Source organism: Lichenicoccus sp., from assembly GCF_965277665.1.
Lineage (GTDB): Bacteria > Pseudomonadota > Alphaproteobacteria > Acetobacterales > Acetobacteraceae > Lichenicoccus.
Map to the genome: position 1 here is coordinate 3,826,094 of NZ_OZ255835.1, position 18,612 is coordinate 3,844,705.

Annotated in this window: 25 protein-coding genes; 11 read left to right on the top strand and 14 right to left on the bottom strand. The window is 64.1% G+C overall.

Annotated elements, in window-relative coordinates:
• Positions 1 to 80 precede the first annotated feature (80 nt).
• The 8 genes from ACQY4O_RS17900 to ACQY4O_RS17935 all read right to left on the bottom strand — a co-directional run bounded on the left by ACQY4O_RS17900 (position 81) and on the right by ACQY4O_RS17935 (position 5,532).
• On the bottom strand, positions 81 to 1,292 hold the full coding sequence (locus ACQY4O_RS17900; protein ID WP_428377753.1) for an AAA family ATPase: 1,212 nt from the start codon (positions 1,290 to 1,292) through the stop codon (positions 81 to 83).
• Complete coding sequence (locus ACQY4O_RS17905) at positions 1,285 to 2,148, bottom strand: DUF7146 domain-containing protein (RefSeq protein WP_428377754.1); 864 nt, start codon at positions 2,146 to 2,148, stop codon at positions 1,285 to 1,287. Before ACQY4O_RS17905 ends, ACQY4O_RS17900 begins: the two co-directional genes overlap by 8 nt.
• Complete coding sequence (locus ACQY4O_RS17910) at positions 2,145 to 2,537, bottom strand: hypothetical protein (protein ID WP_428377755.1); 393 nt, start codon at positions 2,535 to 2,537, stop codon at positions 2,145 to 2,147. Before ACQY4O_RS17910 ends, ACQY4O_RS17905 begins: the two co-directional genes overlap by 4 nt.
• A gap of 23 nt (positions 2,538 to 2,560) precedes the next feature.
• On the bottom strand, positions 2,561 to 2,962 hold the full coding sequence (locus ACQY4O_RS17915; protein WP_428377757.1) for a hypothetical protein: 402 nt from the start codon (positions 2,960 to 2,962) through the stop codon (positions 2,561 to 2,563).
• A gap of 341 nt (positions 2,963 to 3,303) precedes the next feature.
• On the bottom strand, positions 3,304 to 3,498 hold the full coding sequence (locus tag ACQY4O_RS17920) for a helix-turn-helix domain-containing protein (protein ID WP_428377758.1): 195 nt from the start codon (positions 3,496 to 3,498) through the stop codon (positions 3,304 to 3,306).
• 49 nt (positions 3,499 to 3,547) lie between these two features.
• Positions 3,548 to 4,435 carry a hypothetical protein gene (locus ACQY4O_RS17925; RefSeq protein ID WP_428377760.1) on the bottom strand — a complete coding sequence of 296 codons (888 nt, stop codon included), beginning with the start codon at positions 4,433 to 4,435 and terminating at the stop codon, positions 3,548 to 3,550.
• Between the two features lie 384 nt (positions 4,436 to 4,819).
• Positions 4,820 to 5,080, bottom strand: coding sequence for a hypothetical protein (locus ACQY4O_RS17930; protein ID WP_428377761.1), 261 nt, complete (start codon positions 5,078 to 5,080; stop codon positions 4,820 to 4,822).
• Positions 5,077 to 5,532 (bottom strand): hypothetical protein, encoded by a 456-nt coding sequence (locus ACQY4O_RS17935; protein WP_428377763.1) that lies wholly within the window; start codon positions 5,530 to 5,532, stop codon positions 5,077 to 5,079. Before ACQY4O_RS17935 ends, ACQY4O_RS17930 begins: the two co-directional genes overlap by 4 nt.
• A 145-nt stretch (positions 5,533 to 5,677) precedes the next feature.
• Here ACQY4O_RS17935 and ACQY4O_RS17940 point away from each other — a divergent pair, with 145 nt between their 5' ends.
• Both ACQY4O_RS17940 and ACQY4O_RS17945 read left to right on the top strand, forming a co-directional pair.
• Complete coding sequence (locus tag ACQY4O_RS17940; RefSeq protein WP_428377765.1) at positions 5,678 to 5,932, top strand: helix-turn-helix transcriptional regulator; 255 nt, start codon at positions 5,678 to 5,680, stop codon at positions 5,930 to 5,932.
• 93 nt (positions 5,933 to 6,025) lie between these two features.
• Positions 6,026 to 7,690, top strand: coding sequence for an ATP-binding protein (locus tag ACQY4O_RS17945; RefSeq protein ID WP_428378237.1), 1,665 nt, complete (start codon positions 6,026 to 6,028; stop codon positions 7,688 to 7,690).
• A gap of 138 nt (positions 7,691 to 7,828) precedes the next feature.
• Here the strand turns inward: ACQY4O_RS17945 and ACQY4O_RS17950 are convergent, their stop codons facing one another.
• The gene (locus tag ACQY4O_RS17950) at positions 7,829 to 8,362 is read right to left on the bottom strand and encodes a tyrosine-type recombinase/integrase (RefSeq protein WP_428377766.1); all 534 of its coding nucleotides are present in this window, start codon (positions 8,360 to 8,362) and stop codon (positions 7,829 to 7,831) included.
• 169 nt (positions 8,363 to 8,531) lie between these two features.
• On the opposite strand from ACQY4O_RS17950, the gene tnpA reads away from it, so the two are divergent.
• The 3 genes from tnpA to tnpC are packed head-to-tail and all read left to right on the top strand — an operon-like array spanning position 8,532 to position 10,855.
• Positions 8,532 to 8,894 (top strand): IS66-like element accessory protein TnpA, encoded by a 363-nt coding sequence (tnpA, locus tag ACQY4O_RS17955; protein WP_428377767.1) that lies wholly within the window; start codon positions 8,532 to 8,534, stop codon positions 8,892 to 8,894.
• Between the two features lie 23 nt (positions 8,895 to 8,917).
• Positions 8,918 to 9,238: an IS66 family insertion sequence element accessory protein TnpB gene (gene tnpB / locus ACQY4O_RS17960; RefSeq protein ID WP_428378238.1), complete on the top strand. Its 321-nt coding sequence runs from the start codon at positions 8,918 to 8,920 to the stop codon at positions 9,236 to 9,238.
• A 42-nt stretch (positions 9,239 to 9,280) separates the two neighbouring features.
• Positions 9,281 to 10,855 (top strand): IS66 family transposase, encoded by a 1,575-nt coding sequence (tnpC, locus tag ACQY4O_RS17965; RefSeq protein WP_428377769.1) that lies wholly within the window; start codon positions 9,281 to 9,283, stop codon positions 10,853 to 10,855.
• A 4-nt stretch (positions 10,856 to 10,859) separates the two neighbouring features.
• Here tnpC and ACQY4O_RS17970 read toward each other — a convergent pair whose 3' ends face one another.
• The gene (locus ACQY4O_RS17970) at positions 10,860 to 11,486 is read right to left on the bottom strand and encodes a tyrosine-type recombinase/integrase (RefSeq protein ID WP_428377771.1); all 627 of its coding nucleotides are present in this window, start codon (positions 11,484 to 11,486) and stop codon (positions 10,860 to 10,862) included.
• A gap of 1,092 nt (positions 11,487 to 12,578) precedes the next feature.
• On the opposite strand from ACQY4O_RS17970, the gene ACQY4O_RS17975 reads away from it, so the two are divergent.
• Positions 12,579 to 12,833 (top strand): hypothetical protein, encoded by a 255-nt coding sequence (locus ACQY4O_RS17975; RefSeq protein WP_428377772.1) that lies wholly within the window; start codon positions 12,579 to 12,581, stop codon positions 12,831 to 12,833.
• Between the two features lie 132 nt (positions 12,834 to 12,965).
• Positions 12,966 to 13,163, top strand: a complete 198-nt coding sequence (locus ACQY4O_RS17980) for a hypothetical protein (protein WP_428377773.1) — start codon at positions 12,966 to 12,968, stop codon at positions 13,161 to 13,163.
• 53 nt (positions 13,164 to 13,216) lie between these two features.
• On the opposite strand, the gene ACQY4O_RS17985 is transcribed toward ACQY4O_RS17980, so the two are convergent.
• Positions 13,217 to 13,540: a hypothetical protein gene (locus ACQY4O_RS17985; RefSeq protein WP_428377775.1), complete on the bottom strand. Its 324-nt coding sequence runs from the start codon at positions 13,538 to 13,540 to the stop codon at positions 13,217 to 13,219.
• 284 nt (positions 13,541 to 13,824) lie between these two features.
• Between ACQY4O_RS17985 and ACQY4O_RS17990 the strand changes: the two genes are divergently transcribed.
• Positions 13,825 to 13,971: a hypothetical protein gene (locus ACQY4O_RS17990; protein ID WP_428377776.1), complete on the top strand. Its 147-nt coding sequence runs from the start codon at positions 13,825 to 13,827 to the stop codon at positions 13,969 to 13,971.
• A gap of 367 nt (positions 13,972 to 14,338) precedes the next feature.
• Here ACQY4O_RS17990 and ACQY4O_RS17995 read toward each other — a convergent pair whose 3' ends face one another.
• Entirely contained in the window at positions 14,339 to 14,509 is a 171-nt protein-coding gene (locus ACQY4O_RS17995; RefSeq protein WP_428377778.1) for a hypothetical protein, read from the bottom strand.
• Positions 14,510 to 14,938: 429 nt separating this feature from the next.
• On the opposite strand from ACQY4O_RS17995, the gene ACQY4O_RS18000 reads away from it, so the two are divergent.
• The 3 genes from ACQY4O_RS18000 (at position 14,939) to ACQY4O_RS18010 (ending at position 17,197) form a co-directional block, all read left to right on the top strand.
• Entirely contained in the window at positions 14,939 to 15,454 is a 516-nt protein-coding gene (locus ACQY4O_RS18000) for a CBS domain-containing protein (RefSeq protein ID WP_428377779.1), read from the top strand.
• Between the two features lie 107 nt (positions 15,455 to 15,561).
• Positions 15,562 to 15,888 carry a hypothetical protein gene (locus ACQY4O_RS18005; RefSeq protein ID WP_428377781.1) on the top strand — a complete coding sequence of 109 codons (327 nt, stop codon included), beginning with the start codon at positions 15,562 to 15,564 and terminating at the stop codon, positions 15,886 to 15,888.
• A 253-nt stretch (positions 15,889 to 16,141) separates the two neighbouring features.
• Positions 16,142 to 17,197 carry an IS110 family transposase gene (locus tag ACQY4O_RS18010; RefSeq protein WP_428374762.1) on the top strand — a complete coding sequence of 352 codons (1,056 nt, stop codon included), beginning with the start codon at positions 16,142 to 16,144 and terminating at the stop codon, positions 17,195 to 17,197.
• Between the two features lie 323 nt (positions 17,198 to 17,520).
• Here the strand turns inward: ACQY4O_RS18010 and ACQY4O_RS18015 are convergent, their stop codons facing one another.
• Together ACQY4O_RS18015 and ACQY4O_RS18020 are read right to left on the bottom strand one after the other, a co-directional pair.
• Positions 17,521 to 18,171 (bottom strand): c-type cytochrome, encoded by a 651-nt coding sequence (locus ACQY4O_RS18015; RefSeq protein WP_428377782.1) that lies wholly within the window; start codon positions 18,169 to 18,171, stop codon positions 17,521 to 17,523.
• Positions 18,171 to 18,593, bottom strand: coding sequence for a hypothetical protein (locus ACQY4O_RS18020; protein ID WP_428377784.1), 423 nt, complete (start codon positions 18,591 to 18,593; stop codon positions 18,171 to 18,173). Before ACQY4O_RS18020 ends, ACQY4O_RS18015 begins: the two co-directional genes overlap by 1 nt.
• Positions 18,594 to 18,612 lie beyond the last annotated feature (19 nt).

The following is an 18,612-nucleotide window of genomic DNA, read 5'->3' on the forward strand; positions in this document are numbered from 1 at the left end:
AAGCGCACGCATGGGTGCTTTTTCCCTAAGGGGGTTCCCACCCATGCGAGCGCTCGGATTATCTCGGAACACCGCACGGATCATTGCAGCGTCCCCTCTGGCAGATCCTCGGCGCCGGCGACCCACGAGACATTCGCCGGACGACCATCGGCGGACCGGATGCCCTGCGCTGTCGTGCGGTTGAGGCGCTTGAAGGTTGCCACCTCGAAGCCGTGCATCAGCAGATCGTCCAGCAGGGCCTGCTGTCCCTTGAGGGTGCTGACCCCATGCCGGGAGAACAGGTTGCGGATCGACCTGGCATCCTTGGAGAGTTTGGCAGCCCACGGGCCGGTGTCGCTGCCGATTGCAATGTCGGCCTCGATGCTGGCGCGTTTGTCCGGGGTGATGACATCCACCGGAGGCGTCCAGGGTGCCGGCGCCATGACAGCGTCGCCGTTCTCCAGGACGTGGACGACCTTCTCGAACCAGTCGGCTTGGCCGAGGGCCGAGTAGTTCGCCTTGCCCTCGTCGACCCGGAAGTAGTTCTGCCGCTGGTCGGCCGGGATGCCGAAGGCCTGCGCGTCCGGCTCGGCCATCGTGGTGACGGTGAGAACGATGCGGGCTGCCCCGATCACGGCGGAGGCACCGCGGGCGCTGTCCGGATCGCCGGCGGCTGCGGCGGTGCCCTTCCGGGTGTGATGCAGCAGCACCAGAGCGACATCGTGCTTCACGGCGAGCGACCGGAAGTGCGCCATGACCCGGCGGACCTCTGTGTTGTCGTTCTCGTCGCGGTCGTGCAGCTCGACCAGCGGATCCAGGATCACGACGTCGGGCTCGAACTCGGCGATGCGAAGCTCGAGCTCCTCCATGGCTGGCAGAGGCCCAAAACGTTCGTGCCTCTCGCCGAGCAGGGTGCCGATGCGCTCGACGCCGACGCGCAGGAGCTTGCCGGTTAGGTCGTGAACGGAATGCCCGAAGTGACGTGTGGCGGCTGAGAACCGCCGCCGCTGCTCGTCCTGGTCGTCTTCCACGTTGTAGGTCAGCACTCGGCACGGGTTGACCGGGCGGAACTTGCCGAACGGCAGGCCGAGAACCAGTGCCACTGCGCAGCTGACCATGAGGCTCGATTTGCTGACGCCGGCGCCCCCTGCGTAGACCGTCACAGCACCGCGCAGGAGGTGACCGGGCGCCACCCATGGCCGCGGCGGTATCTCCGCCTCGAGCCAGTCCTCTCCGTCGAACGTTAGGCCCGGCTCGTTGTAGGCCGAGGCCAGGGGAGGCTGGATGCGAAACGACGACGCGGCGCTATCCATGATGCGCATCCCACAGCAGCTGGTGGTTGAAGTCGCCAGGGCCGTTCGGACGGGCGATGCGCACCTGCCTGCCCTCGGCCTGCCAGCGGCAAGCAGCGGACTGTGCGGCCCGCTCGCCGGGATCGTCCTTGTCGGTCGCGATGATGATGTCGGTTGCCTCGGGCGGCAGCTGCATGGCGTACTGCAGATTGCCGCAGGAGATTGCGGCCCAGGCCGGAGCCCCGATCATCAGGCCAGCACTGGCACTGGTCTCGATCCCCTCGCCGATTACCAGCGGCTGGCCTGGCTCGAGCGGTTGCAGGCGCACAGCAGCATGCCAGACCGGACCCAGAGAGGCCTTGGCCGGCTCGTGCGTCGTCTTCCGGGCGTTGCTGCGGTCCAGGTAGGTCCGGTGCACCGCAACCGGCCGGCCGTCGACGTCGACCACCTGCGCCACCACGGCCGGCAGGCGCATGCTGTGCGGATGGTAACAGTCCTCGCGGAAGCGCAGGGCTGGGGAGGTGCTGAGGGTCGCCAGGCCACGCTGCGCAAGGTAGCGCTCACCGAGGGTGCCGGGCACTTTGGCGGAACCGCTCCAGAGGCGCAGGGCAGCTGCCTGCTTCTTGGCCCGCTGCTCAGGGTCACTCTGCTGGTCCGGCCGCTCAGGCGGCTTCCAGGCGCCGGCTGTGACCCTGTTCAGCGCTGCCTCGATGCCATCCTGGTCCTGGCAGGACGCGCACCAGGCGAGAGCAGCGCCATGCTCGCCGGCGCGGACGCTGAAAGCCGCCGCATAGCCGCACGCCGGACAGGCGCCGCGCCACTCTCGCTTCAGCTTGCGCAGGCTGAGGCGCTGTCCGAGATCCGCCGCGGTGATCATGCGCGGCCACCCTGGTGCACGTGGCCGAGATCGACCGGTCGGAGATCCGGGAACAGCTTGCGCAGCGCGATGACGGCCTTGTCGCGGATGTCCTCGGGTTCCGTCGCGCAGCGCTTGCAGATCCCGACAGACAGCCCGGTCATCGGGGTGTCGACCTCAGGCAGAGCGAGGACGATTGAGAACGGATGCTTCGGGAACGACCGCGGGCAGCAACCGCAAATCATCGGCGCCTTGCGGGGTGCGTTGCTAATCGCCTGCAGTGCGCCGCAGAGCGCTTCTGCCAGCATGAACGCCTCGGCATTGCCGGCGCGGGCATGAGCCAGCAGGTCGGGCATGTCGTCCTGACGGAACACGCGTAGGGACAGCAGGCCACCGCTCTCGGTCGCCATGGTCCGGACGCTATCGGCCCACGTCATGACCGGGCCTCCAGGAAGTTCTCGGACGGCTTCCCGGACAGGAACGCGAGCCACGCCGCCGCATGGGCCGGCAGCGTCTCGACCAGCAGCACGCGTCGGTGCAGCGGCACGAGGCGCGCGATCGCCTTGTAGTCGTCTACGTGCTCGGCACGGGCGTGCACGACGCTGAAGTAGGACCACTCTCGCATGTAGCGGGTGCACGCTGTTTGTTCCGGCCCCTGGTTCGCGGCAACGCAAACAAGGTATGGCTCCGGCAGGACGTCGAGCTTGTGTCGGGACACGTTGTCCGTGGAGTGGTCGCTCCCCAGCATGCCGAAGTGACCGTCGGCAACCGCCCGAACCAGAGGCGCCTGCGCGACGCCTTGCAGCTCCAGGATCATCGCGAGGCGGGTGCTCATCGCGCCGCCTCCGCGCGGGTCCGGGCGGCATGAGCTGCCCAGGACAGAGCCTCGGCGCGTTGCAGGTTACCGCCGGCGCCGGCGAGCTCGCTAAGGTGCTCGAGTTCTCGGGAGGACAGGCTGGGCTCGCACCAGCGCCGCCGGAAGTGATGGTTCAGTAGTGGATCCGCCTGTCGGGCGAATCGGGAAGGGTCGACACGCATTTTGCGCTCCAATGGGAGCAGGCAGAGCTTGAGTGAGCCGAACAGATCCGCTATTTCGACCATGCCGTGGACGAGTAGCCGTTGTTGATCTGATCAGCCCCGTTGCGCAGCTCGCCGCTGTGTTACGGGGCTTTTTCTTTAGGCGGCCTGTGCGCCGAAGCGCGGCTCACTCGCAACTGCGCGCTCGAGTGACTCCCGGGTCAGCAGAGTACTGCGGCCGCGCTTGATCGCCTCGATCTTGCCGGCGTTGATGTCGCGATAGATGCCCGAGTGGCTGTAGCGATACTCGGCCTTGGCCTCAGCGATCGTCAGGAGGCGGGACGGCGTGCTCATGATCATTTCCCCGTGTGCCGGTATTTCCGGTAATCCACAGGCAGTTTGATCAGGACGAAGTTTCGACGCCATCATTTGTGGGCGCTCGAATGCCGGCTAAAGAAAGCCATTCGGGCGCCCCGGTATCACCGGGCGTATGACCCGCCGGATGCCACACGGGGACGAACCACCGTTCTTCCTCAGGTAAGGCAACCCACTGCTTCCAACCGCCTTGCATACGATCGGCAATCGTGCGTGGTCCGTTGATCTCCGCGAGCTGGTCGAAAAGTCTCTGCCGCTCTGGCTCCTGTTCTTGATTCGAGTTGGCGAACCTCTCCCGGGCTAGCGTCAGTACAGCCGCCGCCCATAGCTGTCCTGGTTGCTCGTTGAACGTGTCCTTGCGACCGGCGATAGGCTCCAGCCCGAAGGTGGCAAAGAATGTCCCAGCTAGCCTCTTGAAGAGCTCGTCGACGCCGAGCTTCGGTTGCTTGCCCGTCCTTGGTTGCTCTTGATCAGGATATCTCTCGGCAGTTCTAGCGAGATCCGCCAGCCTTGTGAGAAAGCGGCCGACTTCCCTCATGTCCCGGGTGGTTTCACCCGTGCGGAATTGACCAGTCGATCTCCCTATCAAGTCATCCAGTGGGGAAGGAAAGCGCCCTGGAAAGGCCTCCCATGTTCCTCGACTTTCGTAACCCAGGGCCTGAAGAAGGTTGCGAGCTGATCGTTCTATCTTGCGGAACTGATCGTCAAGATCGCTCTCCGACGTATTCAGCCGTGCGAGAAATGTTGCCGAGCCGAAGGCGAAACATAGTGCGTCGGCAATCGTCGAAAAGATGGTGCCTTGAACAGGACGCAGGCCCGATACCTTTACCAGGCCGGGAACGTCCTGAGCATTAAAGAGTGGCCTTCCAAACATGCCGGATGCAGGATGCCTGCCGGTCTCGTCGTCATTGCTCACCAGCCTGATCTCCGAGGCCAAGGCGGTCGGTATGTCCAGTACCGGCCGCCACCCCTTCCAGCAGCATGGCTTGGTGTTGACGGCTACTGCAAGCATCGCTGCAGGCACGCCGGGCGCGGTGAACGGCCTGCGCGCGGGGCGGCTCATGTCGGCACCAGCACAGGCGGCGCCGGCCTGACAGGCACCGGCGGCCAGCGCGGGCCATCGTCCGGCGGCTTGCGATCGCCGATGCGCACCGGGATACGGAAGCAGCGGGTCATGGCTTGCCTCCCGCGGCTGGCGGGCGCGGCTTCCATGATCGAGGCGGCCGACCGATCGGCGGCGGCGATGGCATCTTGGGCGGCGTCGCGGGCATGGGATCGCCGGCGGCGCGGAACTGGCGGGTCACTGCTTCACCCGCTTTTCCATGGCCTCGAGCTCGTCGTGCTGGAGCGACCGCTGCAGGTTGCGCTCCAGGTCGGCGACAACATCGGACATCCACTCGATGATCCGGACCCAGGTGTCGACCTCCTCGTGCACGGGAGGCTTTACATTGCCCATCGAGATATAGAGCAACGTCATGGCGCCGTTGAGCCAACCGAGGTGGCTTTCCGTCCGCTGCGCCGCCAGCCGGACTAGCGCGATCTCGTCCAGGCTGGCCATCATGCTGCACCGATCAGGTCGCGGACCAGGGCCCAGAGCAGCGCGTCGTTAACGTTGCTGTCGTCGTACTGCCCCTGGTGCTTGATCTCTGTGTCCCAGAGGTGCAGCGACCGAGCCCGAGCTTGCGCGCCCTCCAGCGTCGTGGAGCGCAAGGTGACGATCTGCCGGAGCAGCGGGTGCTGGCGATCGGACAGCTTCCGGCGGAAGGCCTCGGCGTCTTGGTCCTCGCCGTCTTCATCGTGCGACCGGATGATCTGGCGTTCAAGGTCATCGAACTGGGTGCAAAGGGTGATCAGTCGATCGTCGGGACTGGACGTCGGTTGAGCCGGAGCAGCGGCCGCCGTCGTGTCGGGCCGGACCCAGCCGACGGCCGCGACCGCGGCTAAGCCGACGGTCGATAATAAGCCTCGGCGCGACGGACGCACCTCGGGCGTGGTATGGGCGCGGGTAGCCATAGTCCGACCTCCATCGGGTTCATGGTCAGGCCGGGCGCGCGGGTTCCAGCCGCTCGCTCGGCCGTTTTCAGTTGGAACGTCGTCCAACCTCAATTATCATGATTGACATGAGCACCAAACGTCAATCAAAAAGATTGAGCCGTCGATGACGTTGTCCGCGGCGCAGTCACGCGGGGCGCGCGCAATGCTTGCAATCAGCCAGACCGAACTGGCGGTGCGCGCCAAGGTCTCCCGTCAGACTGTAGTGGACTTCGAGCGAGGCGCCCGGGTGCCCTATCCCAACAACCTGTCGGCCATCCGCGCCGCACTCGAGGCCGCTGGTGTTGAGTTCATCCAGGAGAACGGAGGTGGGGCGGGGGTGAGGCTGCGACGGGGTGGGGAGGGACTGCGTGAGCTATGAGGCTGCACTGCTCGTCATCCGCGTTCGTCGCTACATAGACTGCCATCAGGCAAGATCATGATAATCGACAACGAACTAAATTTGCGTATAGCTATGCAAGCGAGCAGCGAGGACGAGCACCTAGAATTTAAGGCAGCGCGGTCACACTTCGAGGTCAGCAAACTAATAGATTACTGTGTGGCTTTGTCGAATGAGGGAGGAGGTCACCTCGTCCTGGGCGTTACCGACACCCCCCCTCGTGAAATCGTGGGAACTTCGGTGTTCCGCAACATCGTCGACACGAAAGAGAAGATTTTTAATAAGCTTCATCGACGAGTTGATATTTTCGAGATCGACACTGCTTCCGGGCGGGTCTTGTCAGTGTTCTCCCCACCCGCACCGCCAGGTCATCCCATCTCTGTAGACGGCCGCTTCTTGATGCGCATCGGCGAAGGCCTTACCGGGATGTCAGGCGATCGCCTTCGCGATCTCCTGCTACAAGGCGGGGGTGATCCGTCGGCAACATTGCTTTCGGGGTCATTCGATTCGCTTTTAGACTCTCAGCTGATTGCACGCTTTCGGTCATTGGCGGTAGCTCGGTGCCAGCGCCACGGCGATGCTGTTTCTTTGAGAACGGCGTTAACGCTGGAAAGCTGTTCGGACGTCGAGCTGCTCGAAAACGTGTATCTGACCATGGACGGCTCAGTTACTTGGGCAGCGTTGGTGATGTTGGGTGGTGAACGCGGTCTAGCGAGACATCTTCCGCAGGCCGAGCTCATATTCGAGTACAGGTCGGCGGACGTCCATATAGATTACCAAGAGCGGAGGAGCTTTCGGAGCGGGTTTCTCGGCTATATGGATGAGGTGTGGGCTACTATCTCTAAGCGTAATGAAGTCCAAGCTTTTCAGGCGGGGCTGTTGCGCCATCAAATCCCGACATTATCCGAAAGATCGGTTCGGGAAGCCCTTCTAAATGCGGTCTGCCACAGAAGTTATTTCGATCAAGGTTCGGTAATCGTCAAGCAGTTTCCTCGACGCTTGGAGGTCTTTAGTCCAGGTGGATTTCCCCGGGGTGTCACGGCCGAAAACATACTTACAGTGTCAAGGCCGAGAAACCGGCTATTACACGAAGGTATGGAGCGTTGCGGACTGGTAGAGCGGTCCGGTCAAGGTGCTGACTTGATGTTCAGCGAGGCAATTCGGGCAGGCAAGCACGTCCCGAGCTATTTAGGGAGCGATCAATTCTCCGTCTTTCTCACGCTAAACGGTCAGGTCCGCGATAGCTCGTTGATGGGTGTCCTTGAGCAAATACAAAAACGTCTTCGAGACGACTTAGACATCCTGGATCTAAGGGTTATCGACGCGGTCTTCCATAACGAGGACTCTCCAGATGGCAGCGAGGTTAGGATCGGCCGATTGGTAGAGCAGGGGATCTTAGAAAGAGCCGCGCGGGGGCGTCTGGTCTTGGCTCGGAGCCTTTATGCAGCGCTGGGCCAGAAGGGTGTTTATACCCGGCGTAAAGGGCTAGCGCATGAGACGGAGAAGGCGCTCCTGTTACAGCACATCAAGGAAAACCAAGTCGAAGGAAGCCCGATGCGGGACTTGGTTCAGGCCATGCCAAATCTCCATCGTTACGCCATAAACGCCCTTCTAGATGAGCTTCGACGCGACGGTAAGGTTCATGTGCGTGGCCAGCGGAGAGTGGGCCGGTGGTTCCCTGGGCCTATTGAGGAAAAGGAACTGGACTTTAGGGCGAAGGATTCAAAGACGGCAAACTAAACGCTTGATATCAAACGGTTTGTTTGAGGAATTCCTTTGGGGGTATGAGTGTATTCTTCTCAAAGCGCCCGGTGGGGGAGGGGGCCACTATGGGCTTTGCTGGTCGCGCTTCCTTGTCAAGCTACTGCAGGCTGTCCTCTACCGCCGCGCCGGAGGGCTCACTGCAACAAAAGCAGCCCAATCGTCCATGAGCACTCGCCTCTTCTCAAAGAGATCCCCCCGCTGATAGGCAACCCGTACGGCGTCGCCCAACGCGTGCGCAAGCGCCGCCTCGGCCACATCGGGCTGGTGACTGGTCGCGTCGGCCACCCAGTCCCTGAACGTGCTCCGTAGACCATGCACCGTGACGGCCTTTGTGCCGGCTGCAAGGTGCAGAGCCTTCGATACCGCGACGTCGGAGAGGCCCCTGCTAGCCCTGCCGCCGGGGAAGACGTGCCCGCTTCCATCGCCACGCTCCCGCGCCAGCTGGAGGACGTCGATCGCTCCGGCTGACAACGGTACTCGGTGCTCCCGGCCGGCCTTCATCCGGTCCGCCGGCACCGTCCAGACCTTCGCCTCAAGATCGATCTGCGACCAGCTTGCGCCGCGGACCTCACCCGATCGGGCGGCCGTCAGGGCGATGAAGCGCACTGCCAGCGCCCCCGTGCCGTCAGATCTCGCCAGCTCGCCCATCACCTCGCGAATACGCTGCCAGGGGAGGGCGGCATGGTGCTCGACCCGCGCGACTTTCGATCGCCGGGCGAGGGCGTGCGTATCCGTCCGGTGAACACCGCCTGCTGTGACGTCCGGAGTTAGGCGACTCTACGCACGCTTTTAGATGTGGCGTTAGAGGCAGTTGGGCGTGGTCGAGATCATCACTGGAGTTGAGCGTCGCCGTCGCTGGCGGCCAGAGGACAAGGCGCGGATCCTCGCCGAGACAGAGGAGCCGGGCGCAAGCATCGCGATCGTTGCGCGCCGCCACGACATCAGTCGCGGCCTGCTCTGGCACTGGCGGCGTGCCATGCATGGATCACAAGCGGGGCTGTCATCGGCCGAGGGCTCTGCTTTCCTGCCGGTGACGGTGGTTGGCGACAGCAGGGCGGCGCCGCAGGTCCCGGTTGACCGATCGATCGAGATCATGTTGCCGGGCGGCGTCTGCGTGCGTGTCGGCCGTGGTGCGGACCTCAAGGTGCTCCGGGGCGTGCTGATGGCCTTGCGGTCGTGATCCCTATCCCATCCGGCGTGCGCGTGTGGCTGGCGGCGGGACACACAGACATGCGCCGCGGCATGAACGGCCTTGCGCTTCAGGTCCAGCAGGCTCTCGAGCGCGATCCGCATGCAGGCGACCTCTACGTGTTCCGCGGCCGTCGGGGCGATCTGGTGAAGGTCCTCTGGCACGACGGTCTCGGCATGTCGTTGTATGCCAAGCGGCTCGAGCGCGGCCGCTTCATCTGGCCGACGCCCGCAGACGGAACTGTCGCGATCTCGGCCTCGCAGCTCGCCTACATGCTGGAAGGCATCGACTGGCGACATCCGCAGCGCACCTGGCGGCCGGAGATGGCGGGATAAAAGGGGGTACACGCCGCGTGCGCGTCGTGCTCCACTTGCAGCGTGACCGACGCGGCGGATCCGATCCCGAACGAACTCGAGGCGCTGCGCGCGGCCCTCCTGGCCGAGCGTGCGGCGCGCCAGGAGGCAGAGGCGCGGGCGAGCGGGCTGGATGCCATGGTCGCGCATCTCAAGCTGCTGATCGCCAAGCTGCGGCAGGAGCGGTTCGGCGCCTCCGCCGAGCGCGGCGCCAGGCTCGACCAGCTCGAACTGCAACTCGAGGAGCTTGAGGCCGCAGCCAGCGAGGATCGCGCACCGGCGGTCACGTCATCCAACAGCGATCGGCCGGAACCCGTGCACCCTCGTCCGGCACGGCGTCCCCTCCCGGCGCATCTGCCGCGCGAGCGTGTCGTCATCCCCGGCCCGGCGGCCTGCCCGTGCTGCCAGGGGCAACTGACGAAGCTTGGCGAGGACATCACCGAGACGCTGGAGGTGGTGCCACGCTCCTGGAAGGTGGTGCAGACGGTGCGCGAGCGCCTGGTCTGCCGCGCCTGCGAGACGATCACCCAGGTCCCGGCGCCGTTCCATCCGATCTCGCGCGGACGCGCCGGACCTGAACTGCTGGCGACCATCCTCGAGGCGAAATTCGGCCAGCATCTGCCCCTGAACCGGCAGAGCGAGACGTTCGCCCATGAGGGGATCAACCTCGACGTCTCCACGCTGGGGGATTGGGTCGGAGCCTGCAGCACGGCTCTCGCGCCGCTCATCGAGCTGATCCGCGCCCATGTGCTCGCAGCCGAGCGGCTGCATGGCGACGACACCACCGTGCCGGTGCTGGCCAGGAACCGGACGAGCATCGGTCGATTGTGGACCTATGTGCGCGACGACGGGCCATTCGGCAGCTCAAGCCCACCAGCAGCGATGTTCCACTACACGCCCGACCGGACGGCGGCTCATCCGCGACGGCATCTCTCCCGCTATACGGGGATCCTGCAGGCGGACGCCTATGCCGGGTTCAACGAGCTCTATCGTGAGGGGCGCGCGCCTGGGACCATTGTCGAGGCAGCGTGCTGGGCGCATGGCAGGCGCAAGCTGTTCGTCCTCGCCGACCTGGCCAAGGCGCCGCTTGCGATCGAGGCGGTGCGGCGGATCGACGCCATCTTTGACGCAGAGCGGAGGATCCTCGGGCAACTTGCCGAGCAGCGTCTGGCAGTACGGCAAGAGATGATCGTGCCGATGGTCAGCGAGCTGGAAGCCTGGATGCGCACCGAGCGCGCGCGGCTGTCGAGACACAACGATGTCGGGCGCGCGATGGACTACATGCTGAAGCGATGGACCGCGTTTACGCGGTTCCTCGAGGACGGCCGGATCTGTCTCACCAACAACGCGGCGGAACGCGCGCTGCGTGGCATCGCCATCGGCCGCAAGGCGTGGCTGTTCGCGGGATCAGACCGTGGAGGCGAACGAGCCGCCGCGATCTACAGCCTGATCGTGACCGCGAGGCTCAATAACGTTGATCCGCGTGCCTGGCTTGGCGACACGCTACGCCGCATCGCCGACCACCCTGCACAGCGCCTGAACGAACTGCTGCCATGGAACTACGCGCACACGCTCAACGCCAAGCAGTCGGCCGCCTGAGCTACTACAGGGCCCTCACCGTAGGGTTACGGGCGTGCTGCAGGTTGCCCTTCCAGACAGCGGGGTTCTCGCCGGCACGCCAGTCCAGCTGCTTGGCGTAGTCCAGGACCGTCTCGATCCGTCCACGCACCCGGGTGGCGGTTTCGGGCTTGGCCTGCCAGATCGGCGTCAAGATCTCGAGCACGTCGGCTTTGGTGACGGCTGCCACCGTCGCGTCACCGATCTTGGGATAGACATACGCCTCGAGCGTCGCCGCCCACTGACCGGCATGCTTCGCGTTGCGCCAGCCGACCTGCTTGGCCGCTATGCAGGCCTCTGCAGCTTTCCGGAAGGTGATCCGCTCCCTCTTTAGCTTCGCGGCAAAGAGCTCGCGCTGGACAAGCGGGTCCAGGCCGGCCTGCAGCTCCCTCCTCGCCGCCGCGGCGGCGGTTCGGGCATCGGCAAGGGAGACATCCTGGAGGGTACCGAGGCCCATCCGGCGCTCACGGCCAGTTGTGGGGCTGGTATATCGGAACAGCCAGGCGCGGCCGTTGGGTTGCACCCGCAGCCACAGGCCGCCACCGTCGCCATACAGACCGGGCTTGGCCCGCGCCGCTGCCAGGGCGGTCAGTCGATTGAGCCCACGAACCATCCGGGCAAGCTAGTATACGGGCAGGTATACGATCAAATTTGCGCTTTAGGGACACGTTCGGACACGTCCAGGGACGAACAGGTCAGGAACATTGGCTGAAATCCAGCCTTCCTGACGTGCCTGGACACGCCGAGAAACGCCAGTTAGGAAGATTTCGGGTCCGCCATCGTTTCCCGATGTCATCCGCCAAGTGCAAGCACTTCGAAATCGCCGAGGAGCAGCAGCGTCGGCCTGCGTGGTATTAGCGGCGGCGCCCGGGAGACAAGGCTGAACACGCAGAACATCCAAGTCCGCTCCGGCCAAGTCTGCAAGAAAGCCCGGCCCACGCGAGCCTGGTCCGTGGTAATAACGCTCAGCCCCGCCGCTTTAACGTCCTTTTCACTACGGTAAAGTTAGCCCGCGGCATAAGTAGCGTTCTGGTCGAGCCGTTATCGTAACGGTAAGCCGGGGATTTCCGACATGCTCGAAATGGTCATCATGCTCCTCAGCTTCATCTCGTTCGGAGCGTTCTGGGCGGTCTGCGCGGTGCTGTTCGGCGCAACGCCGATGCTGTCACCCGACGACGTGTAGCAAACCGGGCGGAATGCGCGTCGCGCCCGGATATTGCGCCGGCCCCCGGACAAAATCCGGACCGAAGCCTCCGAGTGTCGTGCCGGCGCCAATGACAGCCGTGAGAGCAGATCTGAAAGCGGAAGTTGAGAAGTGGGGCCGCGAGGCCAGGATACTCCATCGCCAATATCTCGTGGTGATGGCAGCGGCGATCACGGTCTTTGCTGTGGTCTGCTGCCTCCTGGCCCAGCGTAGCGCATTCCCGGACGGGCTCTAAGCAGACCCGGGACAATCAGTCGGAACACGTTGACGCGAGCAGTGACAACTTCTTCCTAAAATACAAGTTATTTTAGCGATGGCTTACTCGTGTCGGGAAGTGCCTTTGATGGACTACTGCTTCCTGATCCCCGATGGCCATGGTCCCCGAGGCGACGACAACGAGGCCGCATTCACTGTGGCGTCGGGCGACGCCCCCCCCCCGCCCGGGCTCCTCCATCAAGCAGAGCGTCGCTCCGTCTTGCTCAGGCTGCGGTTGAACAGACGATGACATGCGCACCCAAGCCGACGCCGCTTTTTGACGACCCCAGGTTCTGGCGCGACCAGGCCTACCGACACGAGGCAGTCGGCGATATCTCTGGCGCGGTCCTGTACTGGCAAGCGGCGATCACGGCGGCGCGGCGGCAGGCTGCAGTCGCGGGAACGCCGTCGGATCTGAAATGGCTGCATGGCCGTCTGGCACGAGCCAGGTCGGTCGAGGACCTCGTGACAGATAGGCTGGTTGCCAAAATTCTGAACTGAAACTCCGGGCCGGATCGCGTTTGATCCGTTAAAGCTTCGTTAATACCCTCCGGCGTCAACAAAATGATGCCAGCCGACGCGGCGGTATGGTGTCAGTTGGCGTCTATGGCAGAAACGCTGGATGACGCTTCCATGCTCCGCGACTGCGCGCTCGCCTGCGAGGCCTTCGGGAACATCGCGGATGCCATACGCTACTGGCGGGCCGCGATTGCGGCTGACGAGCGGCTGGCGGCCACGGGAGACCCCGCCCCGGATCTGGATTGGCTGCGCCTGCGACTGGTGCACGCCAGGTCGACCTTCGACCGGAGACGGCGCACGCCGTCCGGCTGACGCTCCTGGTGCAGTCTCGACGCGTGCCCGGTGCGATGCCGCTCAGGCGGTCGCTATGCCGCGTCGCTCGGCTGCACGCCCGCTGCCTGCGGCGCTTCCGGGCGCGGCGGGAGGGCTGGGGCCACATGCTGCGCCTGGGGTGCATGCTGGGCCTGGGCGGCATGCTGGGCCTCCCAGAGCCTGGCATGCGCGGCAGCGAGGCCTTCATGCACATCGCGGAATTTTCGTGACCTGTCGAACAGGGTCTTGCCGAGGGCATGCTCGGCGGCCAGCAACAGCCGCCTTGCAGCAACGAACTGACCCTGGATGCATGCAATGTCTGCCGCCGAGATGATGCGCTCAGAGAATTGCAGGCGACGTTGCCCGACGATCGCCATGGCTTTCGCTCCTGATCCTGTCAGGCCTACGGCGACAACCTATCGCTGGATGCAGAGCGGCCTCGTTTATTAAGACTTGGGCGCCCTTGCGGGATATTCGACTTCCAATGATCCGGTTTATTGGACAATGTAGCAGTTCTTGATACTGGTCTTTAGTTCGATTCAGGCTTCCACCGCTACAGCCGGTCCCGTAAGACTCGCTCCGGACACAGCGCATAATAACAACGAGCGCGGCTTGGAGAGATCGGCTTGTGGCTCTCCGGCCGCCTGACCAGGAGCTGCCAATGCTGGAACAGGATCTGGAAATCGTGAGCCTGTGGAACGAGCTTTTCCGGGAGTTCTCGTTCTTCGTGGCGCTGATCGATACGGCCTTGCCCGACGGGGTCCTGAAGCCGGAGCCGGTCGAGGCACCCGATCCGCTAATCCACTAGGAGAACGCTGAAACCAGACCGTTCGAGAATGCGCTACGCTGAGTCAGAGGCGCCAACGGCGCCCCCCGTCGTGTCTTCCGAGAACCGGAGCGGAGCGGCCGCCCCGTTCTTGACAGTGGGACCGTGAGCACCGGAAGCGCAGGAAGCCGCCCGTCCTTGGAAAGCGGGGGATGACCAGCGTAGTAGCATTATCGAACGGTCTCTTAGGGCCTGTTTGGAAACGCCTGATGCTGGATGAGAGCGGGCTGCAGGCCCGCGCCCGGCGTGACTTTCCGAGCACCGGAGCGGAGCGGCCGTCTGGCCGTGAGCACCGTAGCGCAGGAAAGGCGCGTTGGATCGCCAGCAGCAGGGGTTCGCAAACAGGCTCTCAGGCCAGCAGGTCCTCGAGGTAGGTATAGATGACCGCCTGGTAGTGGCGCTGGCCGGCTATGGGCAGTGTGCCGTTGGGCATCGGGGTTTCCTTTCGTATCTGCTCCAGTAACTCCAGGAAATCATCCCTCAGGACGATCCTGTATTGGATGTTCGTTGATGTATTCATGATGCCATGCTGATTTGTAATTACACAGATCTCACGCCGACTATTATAGGAACTGGCTCTAGGCTGGATCAGATGCGCTTAGGCGTGCTCATGCAGGACACGGTTGCGAGACTTTGGCCGCGACGACGAGAGTATCCAGGTCGGTCCTGCCAATCGTCCTGACGGATCCAGCTCATCTGAGAGGAGAACACGTGCGACAGCCCCGGCAACCGGTCCGGAACATTCTGATCCTAAAATGGCTTTGTTGGAAGTAGCGGCCGCGCAATTGCCCGCGGATGCCAGGCCAGCCGGATCTTCTTAGTACACGATATTAAATCGGGATCAGGCCGAAGCCGTACCAGTATCGAATGGAGCTCGTGCTTCTGGCTTGCCTCGCATGAGGTCTCCTCCGATGATGAAGAATAACGCATTCCGGTTGGACGAATTCAGATGCAGATCAAGGATCGGCCGGAGTTCAGCAACAAGCCCGCGCCCGTCGTGCTCGCGGCCACTGACTATGTCTCGGTCGCCGTGCAGGTCATGACAAAGCGGAATATCGGCTCGGTCATCATCGTCGATGAGGCCCGTAAGGTGAAGGGTATCGTCACCGAGCGGGACCTGCTGCGCCGCCTGCTCGGCAGCCACATGGACCAGGACACGACGCGGTTGTCCGAGATCATGACATCGGAGGTCCGGACCGCCCGCCAAGACGACGAGATCATCGACTGGCTGCGCCAGATGTCCAACGAGCGGTTCCGGCATCTGCCGGTGGTCGACGAGGAGGGACGGCTGATCAATGTGATGTCCCAGGGTGACTTCGTCTCCTACACCTGGCCCGAGCTGTTGGGCTCGCTGCGCGCCAAGGCCGGCGAGGCGATGCGAAGCGGATCGGCACCGATCCCGATCCTGATCGGGGCCATGATGCTCTACACCCTGGCCATGATCCTGATCTTCAAAGCATTCTGACGGCTGCCGCGGCCACCTCAGGCAGATCAAGCCATGGCCGGGAGGCTTCAAAGCGCCGAGTTGAAACGATAGACTGGTCGCATAAACTGGACGAGACACGTCGTTTGATGACCGACCTCGCCGCCTTCGCCAAACCACAGACCATCGCCGCCTGGATCCTGCTCGTCCTGCTCGTCCTGGTCCTGGCCGGCTTCGCCCGGCAGGGGCGCCGGGCACGGCGGACGGTCCGCATGGGCACCGCCCGCCTGCGCTATGCGGAAGGGCTCAGCGCCGGGCAGCTCGACCGCAACCGCGAGTGGACGCCAGGCCAGCCGCTCTACGCCGAGTGTCCGTACGAGGAAGGCACCGACGACCACTTCATCTGGCTCGAGGGCTACCGTGATGCCAGCCACATGATCATGCCGTCGCTACCGATCTCCGGCCTGATCTCCTGAGAGGCTGTTTGCAAACGCCTGCTGCTGGCGATCCCCCTCTTTCCAAGGATGGGCGCCTTTCCGGCGCTCCGCTGCTCATGGCCAGTAGGCCGCTGCGCTGCGGTGCTCCGAAAGGCACGCCGGCCGCGGCCCTTTTGGGCCGCTCTCATCCAGCATCAGGCATTTTCAAACTGATGCGGTGGACGGCTCCTGTGCGGCATCGATGTGCCAGGCTCGTAGCTGTTGAGGCAACGGGCAAAAGGAGCCGTCCACCATGGAGATTACCACGATCGGTCTGGACATCGCCAAGCGCGTGTTCCAGGCACACGGCGTTGACGCGTCCGGCCAGGCGGTGCTGCGCCGCAAGCTACAGCGGGCGGAAGTGCTGGCGTTCTTCAAGAGCCTGAAGCCGTGCCTGGTCGGCATCGAGGCGTGCGGCACGGCGCATTATTGGGCACGGGAGATCAAGGCGCTGGGCCACGAGGTGCGGCTGATGCCGGCGAGCTACGTCAAGCCCCCAAGCTACGTCAAGCCCTACGTCAAGCGCGGCAAGACGGACGCAGCCGACGCGGAAGCAATCTGCGAGGCCGTCACCCGGCCGACCATGCGTTTCGTGCCGGTCAAATCGGCCGAACAACAGGCCGTGCTGATGCTGCACCGGACGCGCGAGCTGCTGGTGCGGCAGCGAACCATGCTGGTGAACGCGTTGCGCGGGCATATGGCCGAGCTCGGCGTGATCGCTCCCCAAGGGATCAGCCGCGTGGCGGACCTGGTCGCCGTGCTCATGGGGGAGAACACGGCGAGCGTGCCGACGCTGGCCCGCCACGCCCTGCGTGGGCTGGCCGCGGAGTTGGAAGCAGTGGGCATCCGGGTAAAGGAAATCGAGGCGGCAATCCTGGCCTGGCACAAAGACAACGAGGTCAGCCGCCGGCTTGCGACCATTCCCGGCGTGGGGCCGATCACCGCTTCCGCCATCGTGGCCACCGTCACCGATCCCACCCAGTTCCACTCCGCCCGTCAGTTTGCCGCCTGGATCGGGCTGGTGCCCAAGCAGAACAGCAGTGGCGGCAAGCAACGCCAAGGCGGCATTTCCAAGCAGGGCGATCGAACCCTGCGGCGGTTGCTTGTGCTCGGTGCAACGGCGGTAATCCGCCACGCCCGAACCAAGAGCACACCGGAGGTGGCCTGGCTGAAGGGTGTGCTGGAGCGTCGCCCGGCACGGCTCGCATCCGTGGCGCAGGCTAACAAAACGGCGCGCATCGTTTGGGCGCTGCTGGCCCGGGGCGGAAGCTATTGCACGCCGGCAGCAGCTACACCGGCCGTGGTTTGACGGCGTAACAGGATCCCTGCCGGCCAACGCCGCGGCTGGCAGGGTGTGAGGGCAGCAACGACGTGATGGCAAACCGGTCGAACCCGGGGCTTGGCAGAACCCGTTTAGAGTCTTGCGCCTCCGAGCGCGCGAAACTGATTGGGAGCCAGGCCGCGAACTGCATCAAGGCCAGCGGTCATGGGCCGCGCAAACAGGCCGGACACATGACCGCACCCGACCGCGGCGCCGAAGTCAAATTGCCCTTGCGTCAAGGGAGCCGTCCACACAAGCCTCTAAGCCGCGCCCGCTTTACTTGGCGCGATAGATCAGGCGCACCTTCGATGTCAGCGCGGCCTCGAACACCAGGGGCGACGGCCGGCCGGATAGCCGTTCTGCTGCAGCAGATAGGCCATGATCTGGGTGTAGTCGTCGTGCGACAGGCTGCCCGGTTGTGTCGAGGGCATGGTCTTGACGACGATATTGAAGATGTCGCTGACGTGGAAATCTGCCTTGGCGGAGGCGAAAAGCTCGCCCTTGAGGGCCGGACCCGCCATGCCCTCGAGGTTGTCGCCGTGGCACTGCGAGCAGTTGTCGGCGAACTTCCGCTTGCCGGCCATCGCCTGGTCGGTCGTGTAGAGCGCCGGGGCCGCGTCCCCCGCGTCCCCCGCGTCGCCGCCGGACGCCGGCTGCGTCATCGCGACTTCCGCCGAGACCAGCAGGATCGGCGCTTCCGTCGCGGTCATGGCGACATCGTAAAAGTCCGATGCCGGTGAGGCATCCGAGTGGTCCGAGGCATGCGATGGCCCAGGGACCATTGATGCGTAGGGTGCAAGCAGCTTTGCAAGACCGCCGTTGCCGCGCAGCGACGCGAGGCTGCGGTCGAAGGCCGCCGCGGCGTCGGATCCCGCCGGGCCGTGCAGCCCGACCAGGTTCCAGCGTGCGTGCGGTTCGTCCAGCTCGTTCAACTTGTATTTCGCGTTGAGGTTGTGCGCCATCAGGTAGCTGATGATCGTCTCTCTCGGTTGATTGCATAGAACCAGCCGTTGCGGCTGGCGCTGACCACCGCCTTGTAGGTCTTGCCCTGGTAGTTGAGGCTGGTCAGCACCGGCTCGTTGACGCCGTCACAGTCCGAGGTGTCGTTCGGGGTGTACTGGTAGTGCCACTTGATCTTTCCGGTTGCGGGGTTCGGCGCGATCAGCGAGTCGGAATAGAGGTTGTCGCCCGGACGCATGGTCGCGAGCCAGGGACCGGGATTGCCGACGCCCCAGAGGATCGTGTTGGTCGCGACATCGTAGCTGCCGGTCAGCCAGGTGCCGCTGCCGCCGGTCTTGTAGGCGCCCTTCGGCGCGAAGCGTTGGTGTTTTCCTGCAAAGGCGTTTCTTGATCTTGGAGGGCAGCGCTCAGGGTTTTCGAGCACGGCCAGGCTGGTGGAGCAG